Genomic DNA, 16,128 nt, shown 5'->3' with positions numbered 1-16,128 from the left:
GTGCTTACGGTCGTGGGTGAGCCCCGCGACTCAGGTGGGCCCGGCCCGCTCCGGACGAGAATCGTCGCCATGAGACCTGTCGAGCGAACCCTCTCCACCCCTCGCCAAGCCGTGCTCGGCGCCCTCGCCGCCGCCGTGGTCAGCGGCGCCGTGTGGGGGCTCGGGCATGCCGTCGCCGCCCTGGTCGAGGCCATCGCGCCGAGCCCGGACGCGAACATCGGTCTCGGGATGTTCCTGCTCGCGTTGCAGACGCTGGTGGTTCCGTTCGGGATGTGGTGGCCGCTGCGTCTGCTGGGCGTGCCGGGCGCGGGTCTGGTGGCCGGCGGCGCCGTCGTGGTCCTGGTGGTCGTGGTGACGTCGGTCGGTGTTCTGGCCTCCGTCGTGGTGGTCACCGCGTACACCGGTCTGGCCGTGCTCACCGCCCGTGCCCTGGCCGCCCGGCGGCACGGCGGACTGACCTCCGGAGGAGCGGCCTGAGCAGCCCACCGACGCTCCGGGCGGTCGACGCCCCACCGCTGGTTCCGATCGCGGTGGGGCGTTCCGTCCGGTCCGGGGAGCCGGGCCAGCCGGCCCGGTCTCAGCTTCCCGGCCCGGTCTCAGCTCCCCGGCTGTGGGAAGGCGACCGGGCTGCGGTGACCGTCCCGGTCCACCGCCCGGATGCCGAAGAAGACGTTGTCCTTGGAGAGGTTGACGGTCGTCGTGGTGACGTCGCCGACCTCGATCGCGTGGGTCCACTCCGGTGCCGTCGTCTCCCGCCAGAGCACCTCGTAACCGGCCAGGTCCGGCTCGGTGCCGCGCTCCCAACGCAGCTCGGTGTCGTTGGTCAGGTTGGTGGTCACGATGGTCGCCCGCTTCGGCGTACCCGGGCCCTGCGCCAGGGACCAGAGCACCGCGCCGTTGACCCTGGCCACCCGGGTGATGTACCCGAAGTCGCAGAATTCGGGCAGGTCGCCGAACTGTTTGCCGTCCACCACCCGGACATCCTGGTGCTGGTGGGCGAAGTCCTCGTTCGGTTCGGTGAACCGACCCGCCGGCCAGCCCTCGCGCAGGAACGCGATGTGGTCGCTGCCGCGCAGGTAGCGGTCCCGTCGGTAGACCACCCGTACGCCCATGCCGGTGGCGCTGTTCTCCGCCACGTCACTGACGAACCGGGCGAGCTGACGCGAGGATGAGTCGTTCTCGCCGCCCACGGACTGGCGGGTGCTCGCCTGCCCCGGGGTTTCGGAGGTCGGCACCCCCTCGGCGAACAGGCGTACGGACTTCGGGTCCCGGGTACCGTCGTCGGCCCTGCTGCTGCCGACGATGTCGTTGCTGAACATGCCCTGGATGTCCGTACCGGCGGCCTTGTACTGCTGGGCCAGGTAGGTCGAGCCGTACAGGTTCTGTTCCTCGCCGGCGACGGCGGCGAAGACGACCGTCGCCTCCATCGGCCGGGTCGACATCACCCGCGCCAGTTCCATCAGCACCGCCACTCCGGAGGCGTCGTCGTCCGCGCCGGGGGCGTCGCTGGTGAAGTCCATGACGTCGGTGCACCGCGAGTCGTAGTGACCGGTGATCACGTAGACCCGATCGGGTGAGGTGGTGCCTCGGAGGGTGGCGACCACGTTGGTGATCCGGGTCGGCACCGGGATCCGGGACGCCGGCTGCTGGATGTACGACTGCAACTCGACCGTCAGTCGGCCACCGGAGCCCGCCACGTAGCTCTGCAACTGCTGGTGGATCCAGTCCCGGGCGGCGCCGATGCCACGCTCCGGGTCGTCCTGGCTCGACAGGGTGTGCCGGGTCCCGAACGCGGCCAGCCGCCGTACGATCGCCTCGATCCGCCGCTGGTCCACCTCGGCCAGCAGGCGGCGCAGCTCACGGTCGGGTGACTGTGGCCGGACCGGCCGGCCGGGGCCGTCGTCCGCGCCGTGCCCGCCGGCCCGCGCCGGGTCGGCGGCCAGTGGCGCGGCGACCGCCGCCGCGGCGGTGACGGTGGCAGCGGAGAGGAAGGTACGGCGGGTCGGCTTCGTGGGCACGGGGCCGTGGGATTCGTCAGATGGCATGAGATCATCGTCATCAATCAACGTGATGAGTGTCAATGACTTCGGGTGTCGGTCAACGTCGGCGGGTCCGGTCGCCAACGGTCCACCGGTCGAGGTTTGTCCCGCTTGTGCCCGGGAACGGCACTGGTTATGACCACACCGCGCGTCGTGATCGTAGGGGCCGGTTTCGCCGGGTACCACGCGGCGAAACGCCTGTCCCGGCTCGCCCGTGGCCGGGCCGAGATCACGCTGATCAACTCGACCGACTACTTCCTCTACCTGCCCCTGCTGCCCGAGGTCGCGGCCGGTGTCATCGAGCCGACCCGGATCACCGTCCCGCTCACCGGCACCCTCCCGGGCGTACGGGTGATCATCGGTGAGGTCGACCGGGTCGACCTGCGCGGTCGCCGGGTGGGGTTCACCCCGCCCGAGGGCGACCGGGAGGAAGTCGCCTACGACCGGCTCGTCCTCTCCGTGGGCAGCGTCAACAAGCTGTTGCCGATTCCCGGCGTCACCGAACACGCGCACGGCTTCCGGGGCGTGCCCGAGGCGGTCTTCCTGCACGATCACGTGGTCCGTCAGATCGAACTGGCGGAGACCACCGACGACCAGCGGGAGCGGGCGGCCCGCAGCACGTTCGTGGTGGTCGGTGCCGGGTACACCGGCACCGAGGTCGCCGCGCACGGACAGCTCTTCACCGACCGGCTGATCGCGCAGCGCCCCGGCTTCGGCCCGCGCCCCCGGTGGATGCTCCTGGATGTCGCCGACCGGGTGCTCCCCGAACTCGCCGAGCGGATGTCGACGACCGCGCAACGGGTGCTCGACGAGCGCGGGGTCGACGTCCGGATGGGTACGTCGGTCAAGGAGGCGACCGCGGACGGGGTACAGCTCAGCGACGGCGAGTACGTGCCGACCCGGTCGTTGATCTGGTGTGTCGGCGTACGCCCCGACCCGCTCGTCGCCGACCTCGGGCTCCCCACCGAACGGGGCCGGTTGACCGTGGACGAGTTCCTCGGCGTGCCCGGTTTCCCCGAGGTGTACGCCTGCGGCGACGCCGCCGCCGTACCCGACCTGACCCGGCCGGGGCAGGTGACCCCGATGACCGCGCAGCACGCCGAGCGGCAGGGCAAACTCGTGGCGCACAACATCGCCGCCTCGTACGGGCAGGGCCGACGTCGGGCGTACCGGCACCACGACCTGGGGTTCGTGGTGGATCTCGGGGGACGGGAGGCGGCGGCGAACCCGTTGCAGGTGCCGCTGTCCGGGTTGGCGGCCAAGGCGGTTACCCGTGGCTACCATCTGCTCGCGCTGCCGAGCAACCGGGTCCGGGTGGCGGCGGACTGGCTGCTCGACGCGACCACGTCCCGACCGGCGGTCCAACTCGGTCTGGTGCCGTCCAACGCCGTACCGCTGGAGAGCGAGTCACCGGAGCTGCCCACCCGCGTCGGCGCCCGCTGACCGGACCGGTGGTCGGCGGGTCAGCCGGCGCCGGTCGGGGCGTCGGTCACCGGCCGGCTGGCGGCGACGAACCGGTCCAGCGAGGCACCGTGCAGCACCCCGCCCGGCACCGGGTCCCGGGCCGCCCGGCTGGCCAGCCGGGCCACCGGCAGCCGTTGCGGCTGGGTGGCGGCGGCCAGCACGACGTTGCCGTACCGTCGGCCGCGCAGCATCGCCCGACTCGCGATCAGTGCCACGTCGGCGAAGACGGCGCGCAGCGTGGCCGCCTGGACCCGGGAGAAGGCCAGCAGCGGCAGGTCGGTCAGGTTGAGCAGGTAGATCCCGTCCGGGCGGAGCACCCGGGCCGCCTCGGCCGCGAATTCCACGCTCGCGACGTGCTCGGGCATCCGTGCCGCCTGGTAGACGTCGGCAAGTACCAGGTCGTAGTCCCCGTCGATCTCGGTCCGCAGGGCGTCACGGGCGTCGGCGACGCGTACCCGGATGTCGTCGGTGGGTAGCGGCAGTTCGCGTCGGACCAGGGTGACCAGGGCGGCGTCACGCTCGACCACGGTCTGGGCCGAGCCGGGTCGGGTGGCCGCCACGTAACGGGGCAGGGTGAAGCCTCCGCCGCCGAGGTGCAGTACCCGCAGCGGGGCGCCGCCGGGAGCCGCCGCGTCCACCACCGAGGCCATCCGCCGTACGTAGTCGAAGTGCAGGTACGTCGGGTCGCCGAGGTCGACGTACGACTGCGGCACGCCCTCGGCGAGCAGGATCCGGCCGCCCGGCCGGAACCGGTCGATCAGTAGTTCGGTCGTCGCGGCGCTGGAACGGGCCGCGGCCCGGGGTTGCCTCGCCACCGCTGCACGCTAACCGGTGCCGGCGCCGCCGCCCGCACCGACGTGTCCGGGATCCCACGGACGATAAGTTATCGGCAGGTTTCAAAATAGTGAGGATTCCATGACTGCCACCCCTTGATATCGATATACGTCGCATGGTTGGTTAGTCGGACCCACAGACGAATCAGGGGCCGCGATGTCCACTGCACCGCGTTCCGGTCCGCTCCACCCGGCGAGCGCACCGGGCGACCAGCTGTCGTTGCGACGCGCGAACCTCTCCCGGACGCTCGGCCACCTGCGGGCCCACGGGCCCCGCTCCCGCGCCGCCATCGCCGCCGGCACCGGCCTGCACAAGGCGACCGTCTCCAGCCTGGTCGACGAACTGCTGGCCCGACAACTGGTCCAGGAAACCGGGCTGGAGTATTCGGGCACCGCCGGCAGACCGGGCCGGGCGGTGGCACTCGACGGGGCCGGCGTCGGCGCCCTCGGGGTAGCGATCAACGTCGACTACATCGGCGTACACGCCACCGACCTGGCCGGCCGGGTCCTGGTGGAGCGCCGGATCGCATTCGACGCGACGGCGGGCGGACCGGACCGGTGCGTGGCCGCGCTGACCGAGGTGATCCTGGAGGCGCTGCGCGACCTGGAGCGCCGCGGCGCCGTACCGGTCGGGGTGACCGTCGCGGTGCCCGGACTCGTCGACGTCGCGCACGGTGCGGTCGTGCTCGCGCCCAACCTCGACTGGCATGACCTGCCACTCGGGCCACGGCTGGTCGCCGCCCTCCCGGCCGGCCTGCGGGTGGTGGTGGACAACGACGCCAACCTCGCCGCCCTGGCCGAACACACCTACGGCGTCGCGGCCGGCACCCGTGATCTGGTCTACCTCACCGGTGAGGTGGGCGTCGGCGGCGGGGTGATCTCGGACGGGCGGCTCCTGCGCGGGACCGACGGCTTCTCCGGTGAGGTGGGCCACCTGCCGGTGGATCCGGCCGGCCGGCGCTGCGGTTGCGGCCGCACCGGCTGCTGGGAGACGAAGGTCGGGCTCGCCGAGCTGGTCCGCGCGGTCACCCCGGACCGGGCGTACGGCCTGGAGTCCGGCCCGTTACGGGTACCCGAGGAGCGGGTCGCGGAACTGCACCGGCGGCTGGCGGCCGGCGACCCGGTCGCACTGGACGCCGTCGCCGAGGTCGGCCGGTGGCTCGGACTCGGCGGCGCGATTCTGGTCAACCTGGTCAACCCCCGGGTGCTCGTGCTCGGCGGATACTTCGCCACGCTGGCCGAGTGGCTGATCCCCGCCGCCCGACCGGAACTGGACCGACTGGCGGTGGCCGGGCGAGCCGCCCACTGCCGGTTCGTCGCGTCCGACCTCGGCTTCACCGCCGCCGCCCGTGGCGCGGCGGGCGTGGTCGTGGATCGGGTGATTGCCGACCCCACCTCCGTGGGTAGCCCACCAGACACGGTCACCCGGGTCACCGCGGTCCGTGTTCCCTAACCCCACCCCGCCCCGTCCACCCCTGCGACCGACCCGTCCCTGCGATCCGCCAGTCCACCCGGGGTGGCCCACCGGCAACCGCCCCCCAATCGGCACCAAGCCCCGTGATCGGCGGTCAGCGTGGCGGCGCACGCCCCGCCCGGTCACCCCCTCCACACCCCGTTCCGACCAGAGAGGCCGAACATGAAACTCCCGATCCGTCGTGCGCTGGCGGTCGCCGCCTCCGGCGTACTGCTCGCCGGTACGGCCGTCGCCGCCACCACCGCTCCGGCGCAGGCCGCCGATCCCGCCTATCAGGTGCTCGTCTTCTCCAAGACGGCCGGCTTCCGGCACGACGCCATCCCGGTCGGCATCCAGGCGATCCGTGACCTCGGCGCGGCCAACAACTTCACCGTCACCGCCAGCGAGGACGCCACCGCGTTCACCACCACCAACCTGGCCCGGTTCCGTACCGTCGTCTTCCTCAACACCACCGGCGACGTGCTCAACGCCGGACAACAGACCGCCTTCGAGTCGTACGTCAACTCCGGTGGTGGCTTCGTCGGCGTGCACTCTGCCGCCGACACCGAGTACGACTGGCCCTACTACGGCCAGCTCGTCGGTGCGTGGTTCGCCTCGCACCCCGCGATCCAGCAGGCCAACGTGAACGTGGAGGACCGGACCCACGCCGCCACCGCGCACCTGCCGCAGACCTGGACCCGCACCGACGAGTGGTACAACTACCGGACCAACCCCCGGTCCCAGGTACGGGTGCTGGCCAGCCTCACCGAGTCCAGCTACTCCGGCGGGACCATGGGCGACCACCCGATCGCCTGGTGCCACCCGCAGTCCAGCGGGCGAGCGTTCTACACCGGTTTCGGACACACCCAGGCCTCGTACGCCGACGCCGCCTTCCGGGCCCACCTGCTCGGCGGGATCCGGTACGCGGCCGGCTGGGCTGCGGCCGCCTGCACGCCCGGTGGGGGTGGCGGCGGTCAGGTGACCGTCGAGGCCGAGGCGTTCAGCTCGCAGTCCGGCGTACAGGTGGTCGGCAAGGCGTCGGCCAGCGGCGGCGCGACGGTCGGCTATGTCGACAACGGCGACTGGACCGGGTACGCCTCGGTCAGCACCGCAGGCCGGACCGGCTTCTCGGCCCGGATCTCGTCGGCCGGTGCCGGTGGCACCATCCAGATCCGTTCGGGTTCCGCGACCGGCACCCTGCTCGGGTCCGTGGCGGTGCCGAACACCGGCGGGTGGGAGACCTTCCGTACCGTCTCCACCACGCTGACCGCCTCGGCGTCGGGCGCGCTGTTCCTGCGTTACACCGGCGGCTCCGGTTCGCTCTTCGACGTGGACACGGTCGCCCTCACCGGCGGTAGCTGACGGTGCGGCACCCCGGTCGGTGGCCCGTTTCCCGGGCCCGCCGACCGGGGGTCGGCCGACTTACACTCAGGCCGGTGGTGGTCGGCTCCACTGAGGCCGGCTCCGGCTTCGTCGATCGCGTCGGCTCAGCTCAGGCCGGCTCCGGCCTCGTCGATCGCGTCGTCGACCTGCCGGGCGAGGTCGATGTCGAGCGCGGTCACCGCGTCGACCCGGGTGGTGCGTACGCTGATCACCGCCGTGCTGGGGCTCTCCCGACCGATGCGTGGACCTCGGCCGTTCGCCGGTCGTAGCGCTGCCAGCAGGCCCAGCACCCGGTCCAGGTTCTCCGGCGGCAGTTCGATGGTCCGGCGCAGCGACCTCCGGTCGCCCGACCAGTAGGGCAGGTCGGCGAGGGCGGCCCGGAGTTCGTCGTCGGTCAGTGGAGCGGTCTGCCCGCGCGGACCGACCACCCCACCGCCGGCCGGCGGTGGGCCGAGCAGATCCTGCAGGTCGATGGGCAGATCGAGCGAGTCGACCAGGTCGCGGTCCCGGTCAGCGAGTGCGCTCAAGGTGGCCTGCGCCTGGTAACGCGCCTGCTCCGGCGTCCGTTGGCTGAGTCGGGCGACCTCCTCGAGGAAACCGCCGAGATCGCGGCGGCGGGCGGCGGTGCCGGACGCGCCGTTGTGCAGCTCATTCGGCACCGCGTCCAGTAACCGCTCCCGGCCGGCGTCGTCCAGCGCCTCCGCGAGCGCCAGTACGGTTGCCTCGGCGGCGGCGCGGGCCTGGTCGAAGTCGACGCCAGCGCGGCGGCCGACGTCGCTCACCAGGTCGCGGTACTGGATCACGGCGACGTTCGTGGCACTCCCGTCCTCACCGTGTTTCGGATCCGGCAGCGGCCACACGGCTGGTGCCGGCGACGGCACCGAAGCTGGTTCCAGCCCGGCCCGGTCGGCGGCCGGCTTGCGGGGACCCGCCTCCGGTGGCCCGTCCCGGCGGGCCTGTTCCAGGCTCTCGAGCTGCTTGGATGAGCCGAGCGTGGCGCCGGCGCCGCTCGGCCGCTGCCCGCGCTGACGCGCCTGTCGGGCGAGTGCGCGGCGTCGCTGGTTGTCGCCCTCCATCTGCTTTCCGCTCATGCCCTGCGCCTTCCCGTCGGGCGGACGACCGAAACGGCTCAGCCCGCCGGGTCGCCGTACGTCGGGGCGTGGGTCATTCGGGTCGGGTGAGGGTGCCTCACCCGGAGGCTGCACATGATCGAGCTGGACCGTCAGACTTCCGAATGCTCGCGGAAGGAAGGTCGTCATGAGGCGGATCATCGAGATCGTCCCCGCCCGTCCCGGATGGTATTCGCGTTGGCAGGTGGCTCCAGATGTCACGCGTTCCTACCCGGTCACCGTCTGGGCGCTGGTGGAGGACGTGGACGAGGCGGGCCGAGAGGTGATCGGTGTCGACTCGGTGGGGCAGTGGCCGGGCGCGGACGACAACGAACCCGGTGTCGACTTCGTCCGCTATCTGTTCCAGCCACCGGACACCGGTGAGCCAGACGACGCGGACCAGGCGCGGAGCACGTCCGGCAGTGGGGTTCCGGCCGAGTTGCTACAGCCCACCGCGTCGAGCTGACAGCTTGTCGGGCGGCCGGTTCCGGGACTCCCGGAACCGGCCGCCCGATGTTTCACTACTACCGGGGTGGACCGGCACGCCGCGATCAGCTGGGCAAAGTGGAAACCGACGCGGGGACGAGGTCGTTTCGACACTCGGCGCGTACCCTGGCGGCAGGGCAATCGTCCGTTGTGCCTGTGGGTCGGCGGCACCGCCGCCCCGGTTCCCCTCCCCGCCAACCCCTTAGGCAGGTACGCATGGGCGTCCACACCGCCGCTCCGGTCCGGATCCTTGTGGTCGACGACGATCCCGGCGACGTGCTGATGATCGAAGAGGCCCTCGGCGACTCGGACGTGCAGAAGGCCATCGACGTCGTCAGCGATGGGCAGGAGGCGATGGAGTTCCTCCGTCGGGAGGGACGGCATTCGGCCGCGCTCCGCCCGGACGTGATCCTGCTGGATCTGAACATGCCGAGGATGGACGGGCGCCAGGTGCTCAGCGCGGTCAAGAGCGACGAGGACCTGCGGACGATCCCGGTCGTGGTGCTGACCACGTCGAACGCGGACACCGACATCATCGGCAGCTACACCCTCCAGGCGAACGCCTATGTCTCCAAGCCGATCGACCTGGACGACTTCAACAGCGCGGTACGCCGGATCGACCAGTTCTTCGGTCGGGTCGCGGTGCTGCCCCGGCGGCGCTAGGCGCGTCCGGCCGGGGCGGGTGCCCCGGAAACGGCCGGACCGGCCCTGGGCCGTGACATTGTGGCAGTTTGCCGGGGCTGTCGGAGCGGTGATGGCGTCTTGCCGGCAGCGCCGCTCGAATGATGAATAATTTTGCGATTCTGCCCCGATGGGCCAGCGGGCTGGCGAGGATCAGATGGGAAGGAAGACACGCTGCCTGGGGGGCAAAGCATGGACTTCACCATCGCGAAGATGGGTTATGACCGGGATCAGGTTGACTCTTGCCTGGCGGACCTGAGTGAGCGGTTGGCCGCCTTGGCGAGGCCGGCCGACGTGGCGTCCGCACCCGGCGACGAGCTGATCCGCGTACGGCAGGAAGCGGCCCGGCTGCACGGCCTGCTCAGCGGCGGCTCGGTAGGGCACCGGGGTCCGGACCGGATGCGCGAGTTGTTGGCGGTCGCGGAGCAGGAGGCGGCGCAGTTGCTGGCCCGGGCCCGGGGCGAGCTGACCGCGGCGCAGGAGGAGGCCCGGCAACTGCGGGACCAGGTCTACGCCGAGGCGGTGCAGGCCCGGCGCGATTTCGAGGCCGCCCTGCACGCCCGACGGCTGCGTGAGGAGCAGGTCGACCACATCCTGCGCGACGTGACCGTGGTGAGCGCGCCGCCGGACGATGCGGTCAACGCGTCGACCGGTACGGCTGTGCCGGCGACCAGGTCGACCGAGGACGAGCACCCTGTCGACAGTCGCCCGCAGTCCGCCCCGGCGGAGAGCATGGACCGGGCCCAGGTCTGAGGCGGGTCCAGCACAGGGCCGGGTCGACCGAGCGGGTGGGCCTCAGACGAGCGCGTTCACGATGGTGGTGGCCCGATCCTCGTGCTGGGCGTACGCGTCGGGGAACGCGGAGACCTGGACGGCCTGGGCGGCCCCGCTGATGCTCATCTGTTGCCAGCCGGGAATCTGCAGCAGTGCCTGGAAGAACGCCTCCGCGGCGTATGCCGGGCGCATCAGGTCGGTGACCGTGCCCCAGCCGCTGCTGGTCCGCTGCTGGAACAGCCCGACCGAGTCGAAGTCGTAGCCCACGCCCTGGTTGGGCAGTTCCAGCGAATCCGGAAGCGCGGGATTGGCCAGGTTGTAGAGGTTGCTCTCCTGCATCGCGGTGGCGATGGCGACGATCAGCCCACGTTGCGGAATGCCGAGTCGGACCCCGACTTTGACGATGGCCGCGGCGTTGTCCATCTGCGCCTGGTCGAGCCCGGCGACCGGCTTCGGTTTCAGCGGCTTGGCCGGCTTGCGCGGGGTGGGCTTGGTGGTCGCCTTCACCGACGCCGAGACGCTCGGCGTCGGCGTCGGTGTCGCCGGGGTGGTCGGGATCGGTGCGCGCGGGCTGTTCCGGGAGGCGGCCTGCTCCTGGGCGGCGGCGAGACGCTCGGAGAGCGCGCCGGTGTCGGCCAGGGTGGCGTGCAGGGGAGGGGCCTGGGTGGTCGCCGCACGCGATTCGGTGAACGCGACGAAGCCGAGGCAGCAGGTGAGTCCGGTGACCAGAGTCAGCCGGACCGGGGTCGAGGAGACCAGGGTGCGGATCCTGGATTTGCGTGCCCGGCGACGTATTGCGCGTCCCGACGGTGGGCGGAGGAGTCGTCCGCGTCCGCTCGGGGACCGGTGCCGGCCAGTTGACCGATCATCCGTAGGGGGCTCAGCCGAACGGATAGGTACGGGGTTGGTGACCGGCTCAGGCTTCGTCTCGTCGTTGGGATGCACTCGCCGAGGCTAGGTAATGCCAGCGGGTCGTGGGTCGACCGCAGCCGTGGCGTCCGCCACAGTTTTGCCTGGTCAGCCGGTCATCGGGCGGCAGCCCAGGGCGGCCGGGTGGCATCGCCTCATGACGGGAATGCCGGTCATGTCCGTCATTCTCGGCACACTGCACGCAGCGTTCCCCGTGCCCGGGAGCCATCAGCCCCAGGCGTGGGGATCGGATGATCGGATGAGCTCAGCGCACCCGTTCAGGCCGGCTACGGGGGCTCGGTCGGACGAATCGACGGATCATGCCTGGCGCGGGAGCCGTATCCTCGAACGACCGATCGGAGTGGCCACGGCGCTTCCCGCGACCAGCAGGCAACCGACGCCGATGAGGAGAAAGATCCGGGCCGTACCCCAGTGCCCGGCCGCCGCCGTGAACAGCGCAGCGCCCAGCGGGCCGGGCGCGGTGTGAACGGTCCAGAACGCCGAGGTGACCCGACCGAGCAGCGGGTCCGGGGTGATCTCCTGGCGCAGCGAGAGCGAGCAGATGCCCGCCAGGCTCGTACCGAACACCACCACGGCGGCGAGCGCCGCCACCGTACGGGCGTCAGCGGTGCCGGCGAGCAGCACGACACCCGTACCGGCGAACGCGTACGAGCCGATCCAGCAGACACCGAAGCCGAGCCGGCGACGGGCCGGGGCGACCAGGAGCGCGGCCGCGACGGTGCCGAGCGCGGCGACGGCGAGTACGTAACCGACGGTCGCGTCGGACCGCCCGAGGCCCTGCTTGAGGTGGTAGACGTACAGGTCGGTCAGGCCGAAGGTCAGGAACGTGAGCAGCGCCAACCGGCCGGTCAGTGCCCGCAGTACCGGCTGCCGCCAGAGGAACCTCGCGCCGACCAGCAGATCGCCGGTGACGGGTCGCCGCCCGACTGTGGAACGGTCACCGCCCGCGTCCGCCCGTGCCGAGCCGACCGGATCGTCCCGCCCCCCACCGGCGGGATGTGCCGCTGGCGCGGGGCCGGGCCGGCGGAGACGGACCAGGCACAGGCCGAGCGCGGAGGCGGCGAAGGTGGCCGCGTCCACCCCGATCGCGGCGGCCGGCCCGAGCAGGGCGGAGAGGCCGCCGGCGAGCATCGGGCCCACCACGCCGGCCGAGGCGTAGCTGGCGAAGAGGCGTCCGTTCGCCTGGGTGATCCGGGCCGCCGGCACCAGACTCGGCACCGCGCTCACGTACCCGACCTGGAAGACCATGGCCACAGCGCTGCCCAGGGGCATGATCACGTACAGCAGCCAGAGCTGCGGGCCACCCCACCAGACCAGCGGCACCAGGGCGTAGAGCGGCGCGCGTACGGCGTCACACCAGATCAGCAACCGGCGCCGGTCGACCCGGTCGACGAGCCCACCGGCGAAGATCCCGGCGACGATGCCGGCCGCGCCGGAGACGCCGGTGAGCAGGCCCATCTGGCTGACCGAGCCGGTCGAGTCGAGCACCAGCAGCGGGATGGCGACGTACGAGAACGAGGCCCCGCCCACGGAGAGGGTCTGCACCAGCCAGAAGATGAGGAAGTCACGGTCGCGCGAGAGCGGTCGCTCCGGTCCGGCCAGCGTGCTCGTCATCCGGTTGACCCCTCCGGCCCGGCCCGGGTGTACGCCTCCACCACCCACGACTCCACCGCCTCGCGGGTGACGCCCAGTGCGACCAGCACCCGCGCGCCGGGCTCCGTTGGTCGACGGAGCAGCCCGAGCAGCAGATGTTCGGTGCCGACGTAGTTGTGCCCCAGGCGCAGCGCCTCCTGGAAGGTGAGGTCGCGTACCCGCTGGGCGCCGGGGGAGAGGGTGAGTGGTCCGGGCCGTGGCGCCCCGGGCGGGTCGAGGGTGGCCCGGGTGGCGGCCCGTACGGTCTCCGTCGGCGCGCCCAGCCCTACCAACGCCCGTACGGCCAGACCGTCCGGTTCGTGCATCAGGCCGAGCAGCAGGTGTCCGCCGTTGACCTCGTCGTGTCCGGCCCGCAGTGCCTCCTCCTCCGCCCGCTCCATCACGTTCCTGGCCCGGTCGGTGAACCGGGCGAGAACGCCGGGAGGTAGCAGGTCGGCGGCCTCCGCCCGCTTCGCGACGAACCGCTTCTGCGCGGCCTGCTTGCTCACCCCGAGGCGTCGGCCGATCTCGGCCCAGGAGGCCCCGTCCTGACGTGCCAGCTCGACGAAGTGGTCGACAAGGTGATCGGCCACGTCGCCGAGGTATTCGCCGACCAGGTTGGCGTCCGAGAGGCGTTCCAGAGCGGGTCCGTCAGGTTGGCGGCCGACGACGTACGCGATCAGTTCGTCCAGTCGGGCAGGTGGTCCGGCCATAGGTCAACCATAGGTTGACGATGCCGCGATAATCAACCAATGGTTGACGCATTTGGGGGCGGGTACCGGAATACTCGGCACCCGACCGGCGATACGATACGGACAGTGACCGCGAGCGAAACCAACCCTGTCGATCCGGGACCGGCGCAGCCGTCGCGCGGTCGTCGTGGTCTGGTCGTCGCGGTCGCCGCCGTGGTGCTGGCCGCCGTGATCGCCGGACACCGACTGATCCCCAACGTCGCCGGACTGGGCAGCATGATCGACAGCGGCGCCCCGTTCCTCGGCCTCGGCATCCCGGTGCTGGCCCTCGCCGCCCTGCTACGCCGGTCACGGCTGGCACTGCTCGCCGTGCTGCTGCCGACGCTGGTCTGGGCCGGCCTGTTCGGCACGGCCTGGCTCCCCACCGGTGGCGGTGGCACGGTCGCGCTCCGGGTGGCCAGTCAGAACCTCCGGGTCGGCAATCCGGACCCGGCCGCCACGGTGAGCGCGCTCGCCACCACCGAGCCCGATCTGATCGGGCTCCAGGAGGTGGGCGACGACATCCGGGGATCGGCCGCGCTCCGGGACCGGTATCCGTACCAGGCGACCGAGTCCACGATCGCTCTCTGGAGCCGCTTCCCGATGCGGGAGCACGTCGGCGTCGACACCGGGCTGGGCTGGAACCGGGCGCTACGCGCGGTGGTGGAGACCCCGCAGGGCGACGTGGTGGTGTACGTCGTGCACCTCGGCTCGGCTCGGGCCGGCGACACCGCCACCCGGGACCGTACGGTCGGCATGCTCGCCGCGACCCTGCGTCGGGAGTCCGCCGAACGGTTGATCGTGCTCGGTGACTTCAACACCGCCAGCACCGACCGGGCGATCACCCCGCTGACCGACCTGCTCGCCGACGCGCAGGCGGACGCCGGACGGGGGTTGGGCTTCACGTGGCCGGCGGCGATGCCGGTCACCCGTCCCGATCACGTGCTCTACCGGGGCCTCACCGCGGCGTCCGCGGGGGTGGTCCGTACCCCCGCCAGTGACCACCGAGCGGTCACCGCCGGCTTCCGGTGACGCAACCCCGACCGTCCCGATACGCGGTTCGGTCGGGTGCCGGTCAGCGGTCGCTGCCGTTCGCCGGAGTCACGGTGAGCGTGTGCCGGCCACCGCCGTTGCCGGAGAAGGGCCAGAGTCGGTCGGCGGAGTCCGCCAGCCTGGCCAACTGCTGGCGGGTCAGCCCCACCGCGGCGATGCTCGCCCGTACGTCGGCGTGGTAGCACCCGTCGGGATCGCGGCCGAGTCGCGCCTCCGCCCGTACCTGCACCGTGTGGGCCTCGTCGGTGATCGTCGTCGCCGCCTCGACCGCCGCGTGGTGCAGGCAGGCGGCGAACGCGGCGGCCAGCAGCTGCTCCGGGCTCAGCCCGTTGCAGTGCGGCGCGAGCGGAGAGGCCAAGGTCGTCGAAAGTTCCCCGTCGCTGGTACGCAGCTGCCCGCCCGCTGCGGTCGCCGTCGCCTCGCGGACCCACGATTCCGGCATCGCGTACCCCCTGTCGCTCCTGGGCGGGCTACCCGGCCGACCAGTCGTGAAACACCGGTCGTCGGCCGGGTCGACCGGCGACCGGCGGTCCCTCGGGGCCCGCGCGTCGGTGCTCGTCGATCCGCCCGGCCCGCCGCCCTGGCCCCGGCATCGGCGGATGGCTATGGTGTGGCGCATGCGTAGCACCGTGGGTCGTGTTGTCGCCACCCTCGCCGTGGCCGTGTTCGCGGCGGTCCTGTCGCCGGTCGCCGGGGCGCAGGCGCAGGCGGCACCGGTGACGTCGGCGCGAGCGCAGGCGGCGTTGGCGACCCTGCGGGAGAGCACCCCGGGCGCGAACCAGACCGTCGACCGGCTACCCGAGCTGATCACGCTGGTCTTCGACGAGTCCCCGGCCTCGGTGAAGGTCACCGTGATCGGGCCGGAGGGGACGGACGTGGTCTCCTCGCCACCGAACATCAGGGGCGTCGGAGTCCGTCAGCCGGTCCGGCCCGGCGCCGCCGGGCGGTACACGGTCCGCTACGAGATGTCCCCGGTGACCGGCGCGCCCGCTGTCGGCAGTTTCGACTTCACGGTCAGCCAGGCTGGTCCGGCGCCCGCATCCACCGGTGCGGCGCCGCCCGTCGCCCCGCCCGCTCCGTCGGCCGGGCCCGCCACCACACCCGCCGTGGCGGGCGCCTCCGCCAGCGCCGTCCCCGCCCCGGGGGCGACCTCCCCGGCCGCCGGTACGTCCGCGCCGCCGGCCCGCGCGGCCCGGGACGGTGGCGGGATGTCCGGGCTCCTGGTGGTCATCCTGGTCCTGCTCGGCGTGGCGGCCGTCGGCAGCGTGGTGCTGGTCCTCCGGACGCGGACCGGTCGCGGCACCGCCTGACCCCTGCGGCGACATCCGCAGAGCGAAGGGCCCCATGTGGGCCGTTACCAGGGCATTCCTGGCTTGTCGGATATGCCTTTGCGTTTGACTGGTTCTGACGCCACGACATCACCGCCAATTCGCCTGTTCCCCCGTCAAAGCGGCGTGACCGTCAAGGGAACGTCAAGAAGGACCGGCGTGGCGTAGCGGGGTCGTCATGACCCGGCACCCCCCGGGGCCCGGCGCGTTTCCATGGTTCGGTGCGGTCACT

16 protein-coding genes are annotated in these 16,128 nt (G+C 72.1%); 9 read left to right on the top strand and 7 right to left on the bottom strand.

The window, feature by feature from the left end; all coding sequences use genetic code 11:
• Nucleotides 1-69 precede the first annotated feature (69 nt).
• Nucleotides 70-477 carry a hypothetical protein gene (locus BDK92_RS00170; protein ID WP_147456864.1) on the top strand — a complete coding sequence of 136 codons (408 nt, stop codon included), beginning with the start codon at nt 70-72 and terminating at the stop codon, nt 475-477.
• A 119-nt stretch (nt 478-596) separates the two neighbouring features.
• Here BDK92_RS00170 and BDK92_RS00165 read toward each other — a convergent pair whose 3' ends face one another.
• Complete coding sequence (locus tag BDK92_RS00165) at nt 597-2,045, bottom strand: M20/M25/M40 family metallo-hydrolase (protein WP_121153457.1); 1,449 nt, start codon at nt 2,043-2,045, stop codon at nt 597-599.
• Nucleotides 2,046-2,174: 129 nt separating this feature from the next.
• Between BDK92_RS00165 and BDK92_RS00160 the strand changes: the two genes are divergently transcribed.
• Nucleotides 2,175-3,482: an NAD(P)/FAD-dependent oxidoreductase gene (locus tag BDK92_RS00160; RefSeq protein ID WP_121153455.1), complete on the top strand. Its 1,308-nt coding sequence runs from the start codon at nt 2,175-2,177 to the stop codon at nt 3,480-3,482.
• Between the two features lie 20 nt (nt 3,483-3,502).
• On the opposite strand, the gene BDK92_RS00155 is transcribed toward BDK92_RS00160, so the two are convergent.
• A complete protein-coding gene (locus BDK92_RS00155) occupies nt 3,503-4,318 on the bottom strand; it encodes a spermidine synthase (protein ID WP_121153453.1) in 816 nt (271 codons plus the stop codon).
• Between the two features lie 175 nt (nt 4,319-4,493).
• Here BDK92_RS00155 and BDK92_RS00150 point away from each other — a divergent pair, with 175 nt between their 5' ends.
• Nucleotides 4,494-5,789: an ROK family transcriptional regulator gene (locus BDK92_RS00150; protein ID WP_121153451.1), complete on the top strand. Its 1,296-nt coding sequence runs from the start codon at nt 4,494-4,496 to the stop codon at nt 5,787-5,789.
• Between the two features lie 183 nt (nt 5,790-5,972).
• Nucleotides 5,973-7,151, top strand: a complete 1,179-nt coding sequence (locus tag BDK92_RS00145; RefSeq protein ID WP_121153449.1) for a ThuA domain-containing protein — start codon at nt 5,973-5,975, stop codon at nt 7,149-7,151.
• Between the two features lie 125 nt (nt 7,152-7,276).
• On the opposite strand, the gene BDK92_RS00140 is transcribed toward BDK92_RS00145, so the two are convergent.
• Nucleotides 7,277-8,263 carry a DUF2267 domain-containing protein gene (locus BDK92_RS00140; protein ID WP_121153448.1) on the bottom strand — a complete coding sequence of 329 codons (987 nt, stop codon included), beginning with the start codon at nt 8,261-8,263 and terminating at the stop codon, nt 7,277-7,279.
• A gap of 166 nt (nt 8,264-8,429) precedes the next feature.
• On the opposite strand from BDK92_RS00140, the gene BDK92_RS00135 reads away from it, so the two are divergent.
• The 3 genes from BDK92_RS00135 to BDK92_RS00125 all read left to right on the top strand — a co-directional run bounded on the left by BDK92_RS00135 (nt 8,430) and on the right by BDK92_RS00125 (nt 10,201).
• Nucleotides 8,430-8,747 (top strand): hypothetical protein, encoded by a 318-nt coding sequence (locus BDK92_RS00135; RefSeq protein WP_121153446.1) that lies wholly within the window; start codon nt 8,430-8,432, stop codon nt 8,745-8,747.
• Nucleotides 8,748-8,983: 236 nt separating this feature from the next.
• The gene (locus BDK92_RS00130) at nt 8,984-9,430 is read left to right on the top strand and encodes a response regulator (RefSeq protein ID WP_121153444.1); all 447 of its coding nucleotides are present in this window, start codon (nt 8,984-8,986) and stop codon (nt 9,428-9,430) included.
• A 210-nt stretch (nt 9,431-9,640) separates the two neighbouring features.
• A complete protein-coding gene (locus BDK92_RS00125; RefSeq protein ID WP_121153442.1) occupies nt 9,641-10,201 on the top strand; it encodes an ATPase in 561 nt (186 codons plus the stop codon).
• A gap of 42 nt (nt 10,202-10,243) precedes the next feature.
• Here the strand turns inward: BDK92_RS00125 and BDK92_RS00120 are convergent, their stop codons facing one another.
• The 3 genes from BDK92_RS00120 to BDK92_RS00110 form a co-directional block, all read right to left on the bottom strand.
• Nucleotides 10,244-11,167, bottom strand: a complete 924-nt coding sequence (locus BDK92_RS00120) for a hypothetical protein (protein WP_121153440.1) — start codon at nt 11,165-11,167, stop codon at nt 10,244-10,246.
• 282 nt (nt 11,168-11,449) lie between these two features.
• Nucleotides 11,450-12,766, bottom strand: a complete 1,317-nt coding sequence (locus BDK92_RS00115) for an MFS transporter (protein ID WP_121161393.1) — start codon at nt 12,764-12,766, stop codon at nt 11,450-11,452.
• Nucleotides 12,763-13,497, bottom strand: coding sequence for a Clp protease N-terminal domain-containing protein (locus BDK92_RS00110; RefSeq protein ID WP_121153438.1), 735 nt, complete (start codon nt 13,495-13,497; stop codon nt 12,763-12,765). The genes BDK92_RS00115 and BDK92_RS00110 overlap by 4 nt, the downstream gene beginning before the upstream one ends.
• Nucleotides 13,498-13,602: 105 nt before the next feature.
• On the opposite strand from BDK92_RS00110, the gene BDK92_RS00105 reads away from it, so the two are divergent.
• Nucleotides 13,603-14,547: an endonuclease/exonuclease/phosphatase family protein gene (locus BDK92_RS00105; protein ID WP_246016681.1), complete on the top strand. Its 945-nt coding sequence runs from the start codon at nt 13,603-13,605 to the stop codon at nt 14,545-14,547.
• Nucleotides 14,548-14,590: 43 nt separating this feature from the next.
• Here BDK92_RS00105 and BDK92_RS00100 read toward each other — a convergent pair whose 3' ends face one another.
• Complete coding sequence (locus tag BDK92_RS00100; protein WP_121153434.1) at nt 14,591-15,010, bottom strand: OsmC family protein; 420 nt, start codon at nt 15,008-15,010, stop codon at nt 14,591-14,593.
• Between the two features lie 175 nt (nt 15,011-15,185).
• Here BDK92_RS00100 and BDK92_RS00095 point away from each other — a divergent pair, with 175 nt between their 5' ends.
• A complete protein-coding gene (locus tag BDK92_RS00095; RefSeq protein WP_170208436.1) occupies nt 15,186-15,878 on the top strand; it encodes a copper resistance CopC family protein in 693 nt (230 codons plus the stop codon).
• Nucleotides 15,879-16,128: the final 250 nt, after the last annotated feature.

Source organism: Micromonospora pisi, from assembly GCF_003633685.1.
In the GTDB taxonomy this organism is placed as follows: domain Bacteria; phylum Actinomycetota; class Actinomycetes; order Mycobacteriales; family Micromonosporaceae; genus Micromonospora_G; species Micromonospora_G pisi.
This window is presented reverse-complemented; position numbering and strand designations above follow the sequence as displayed.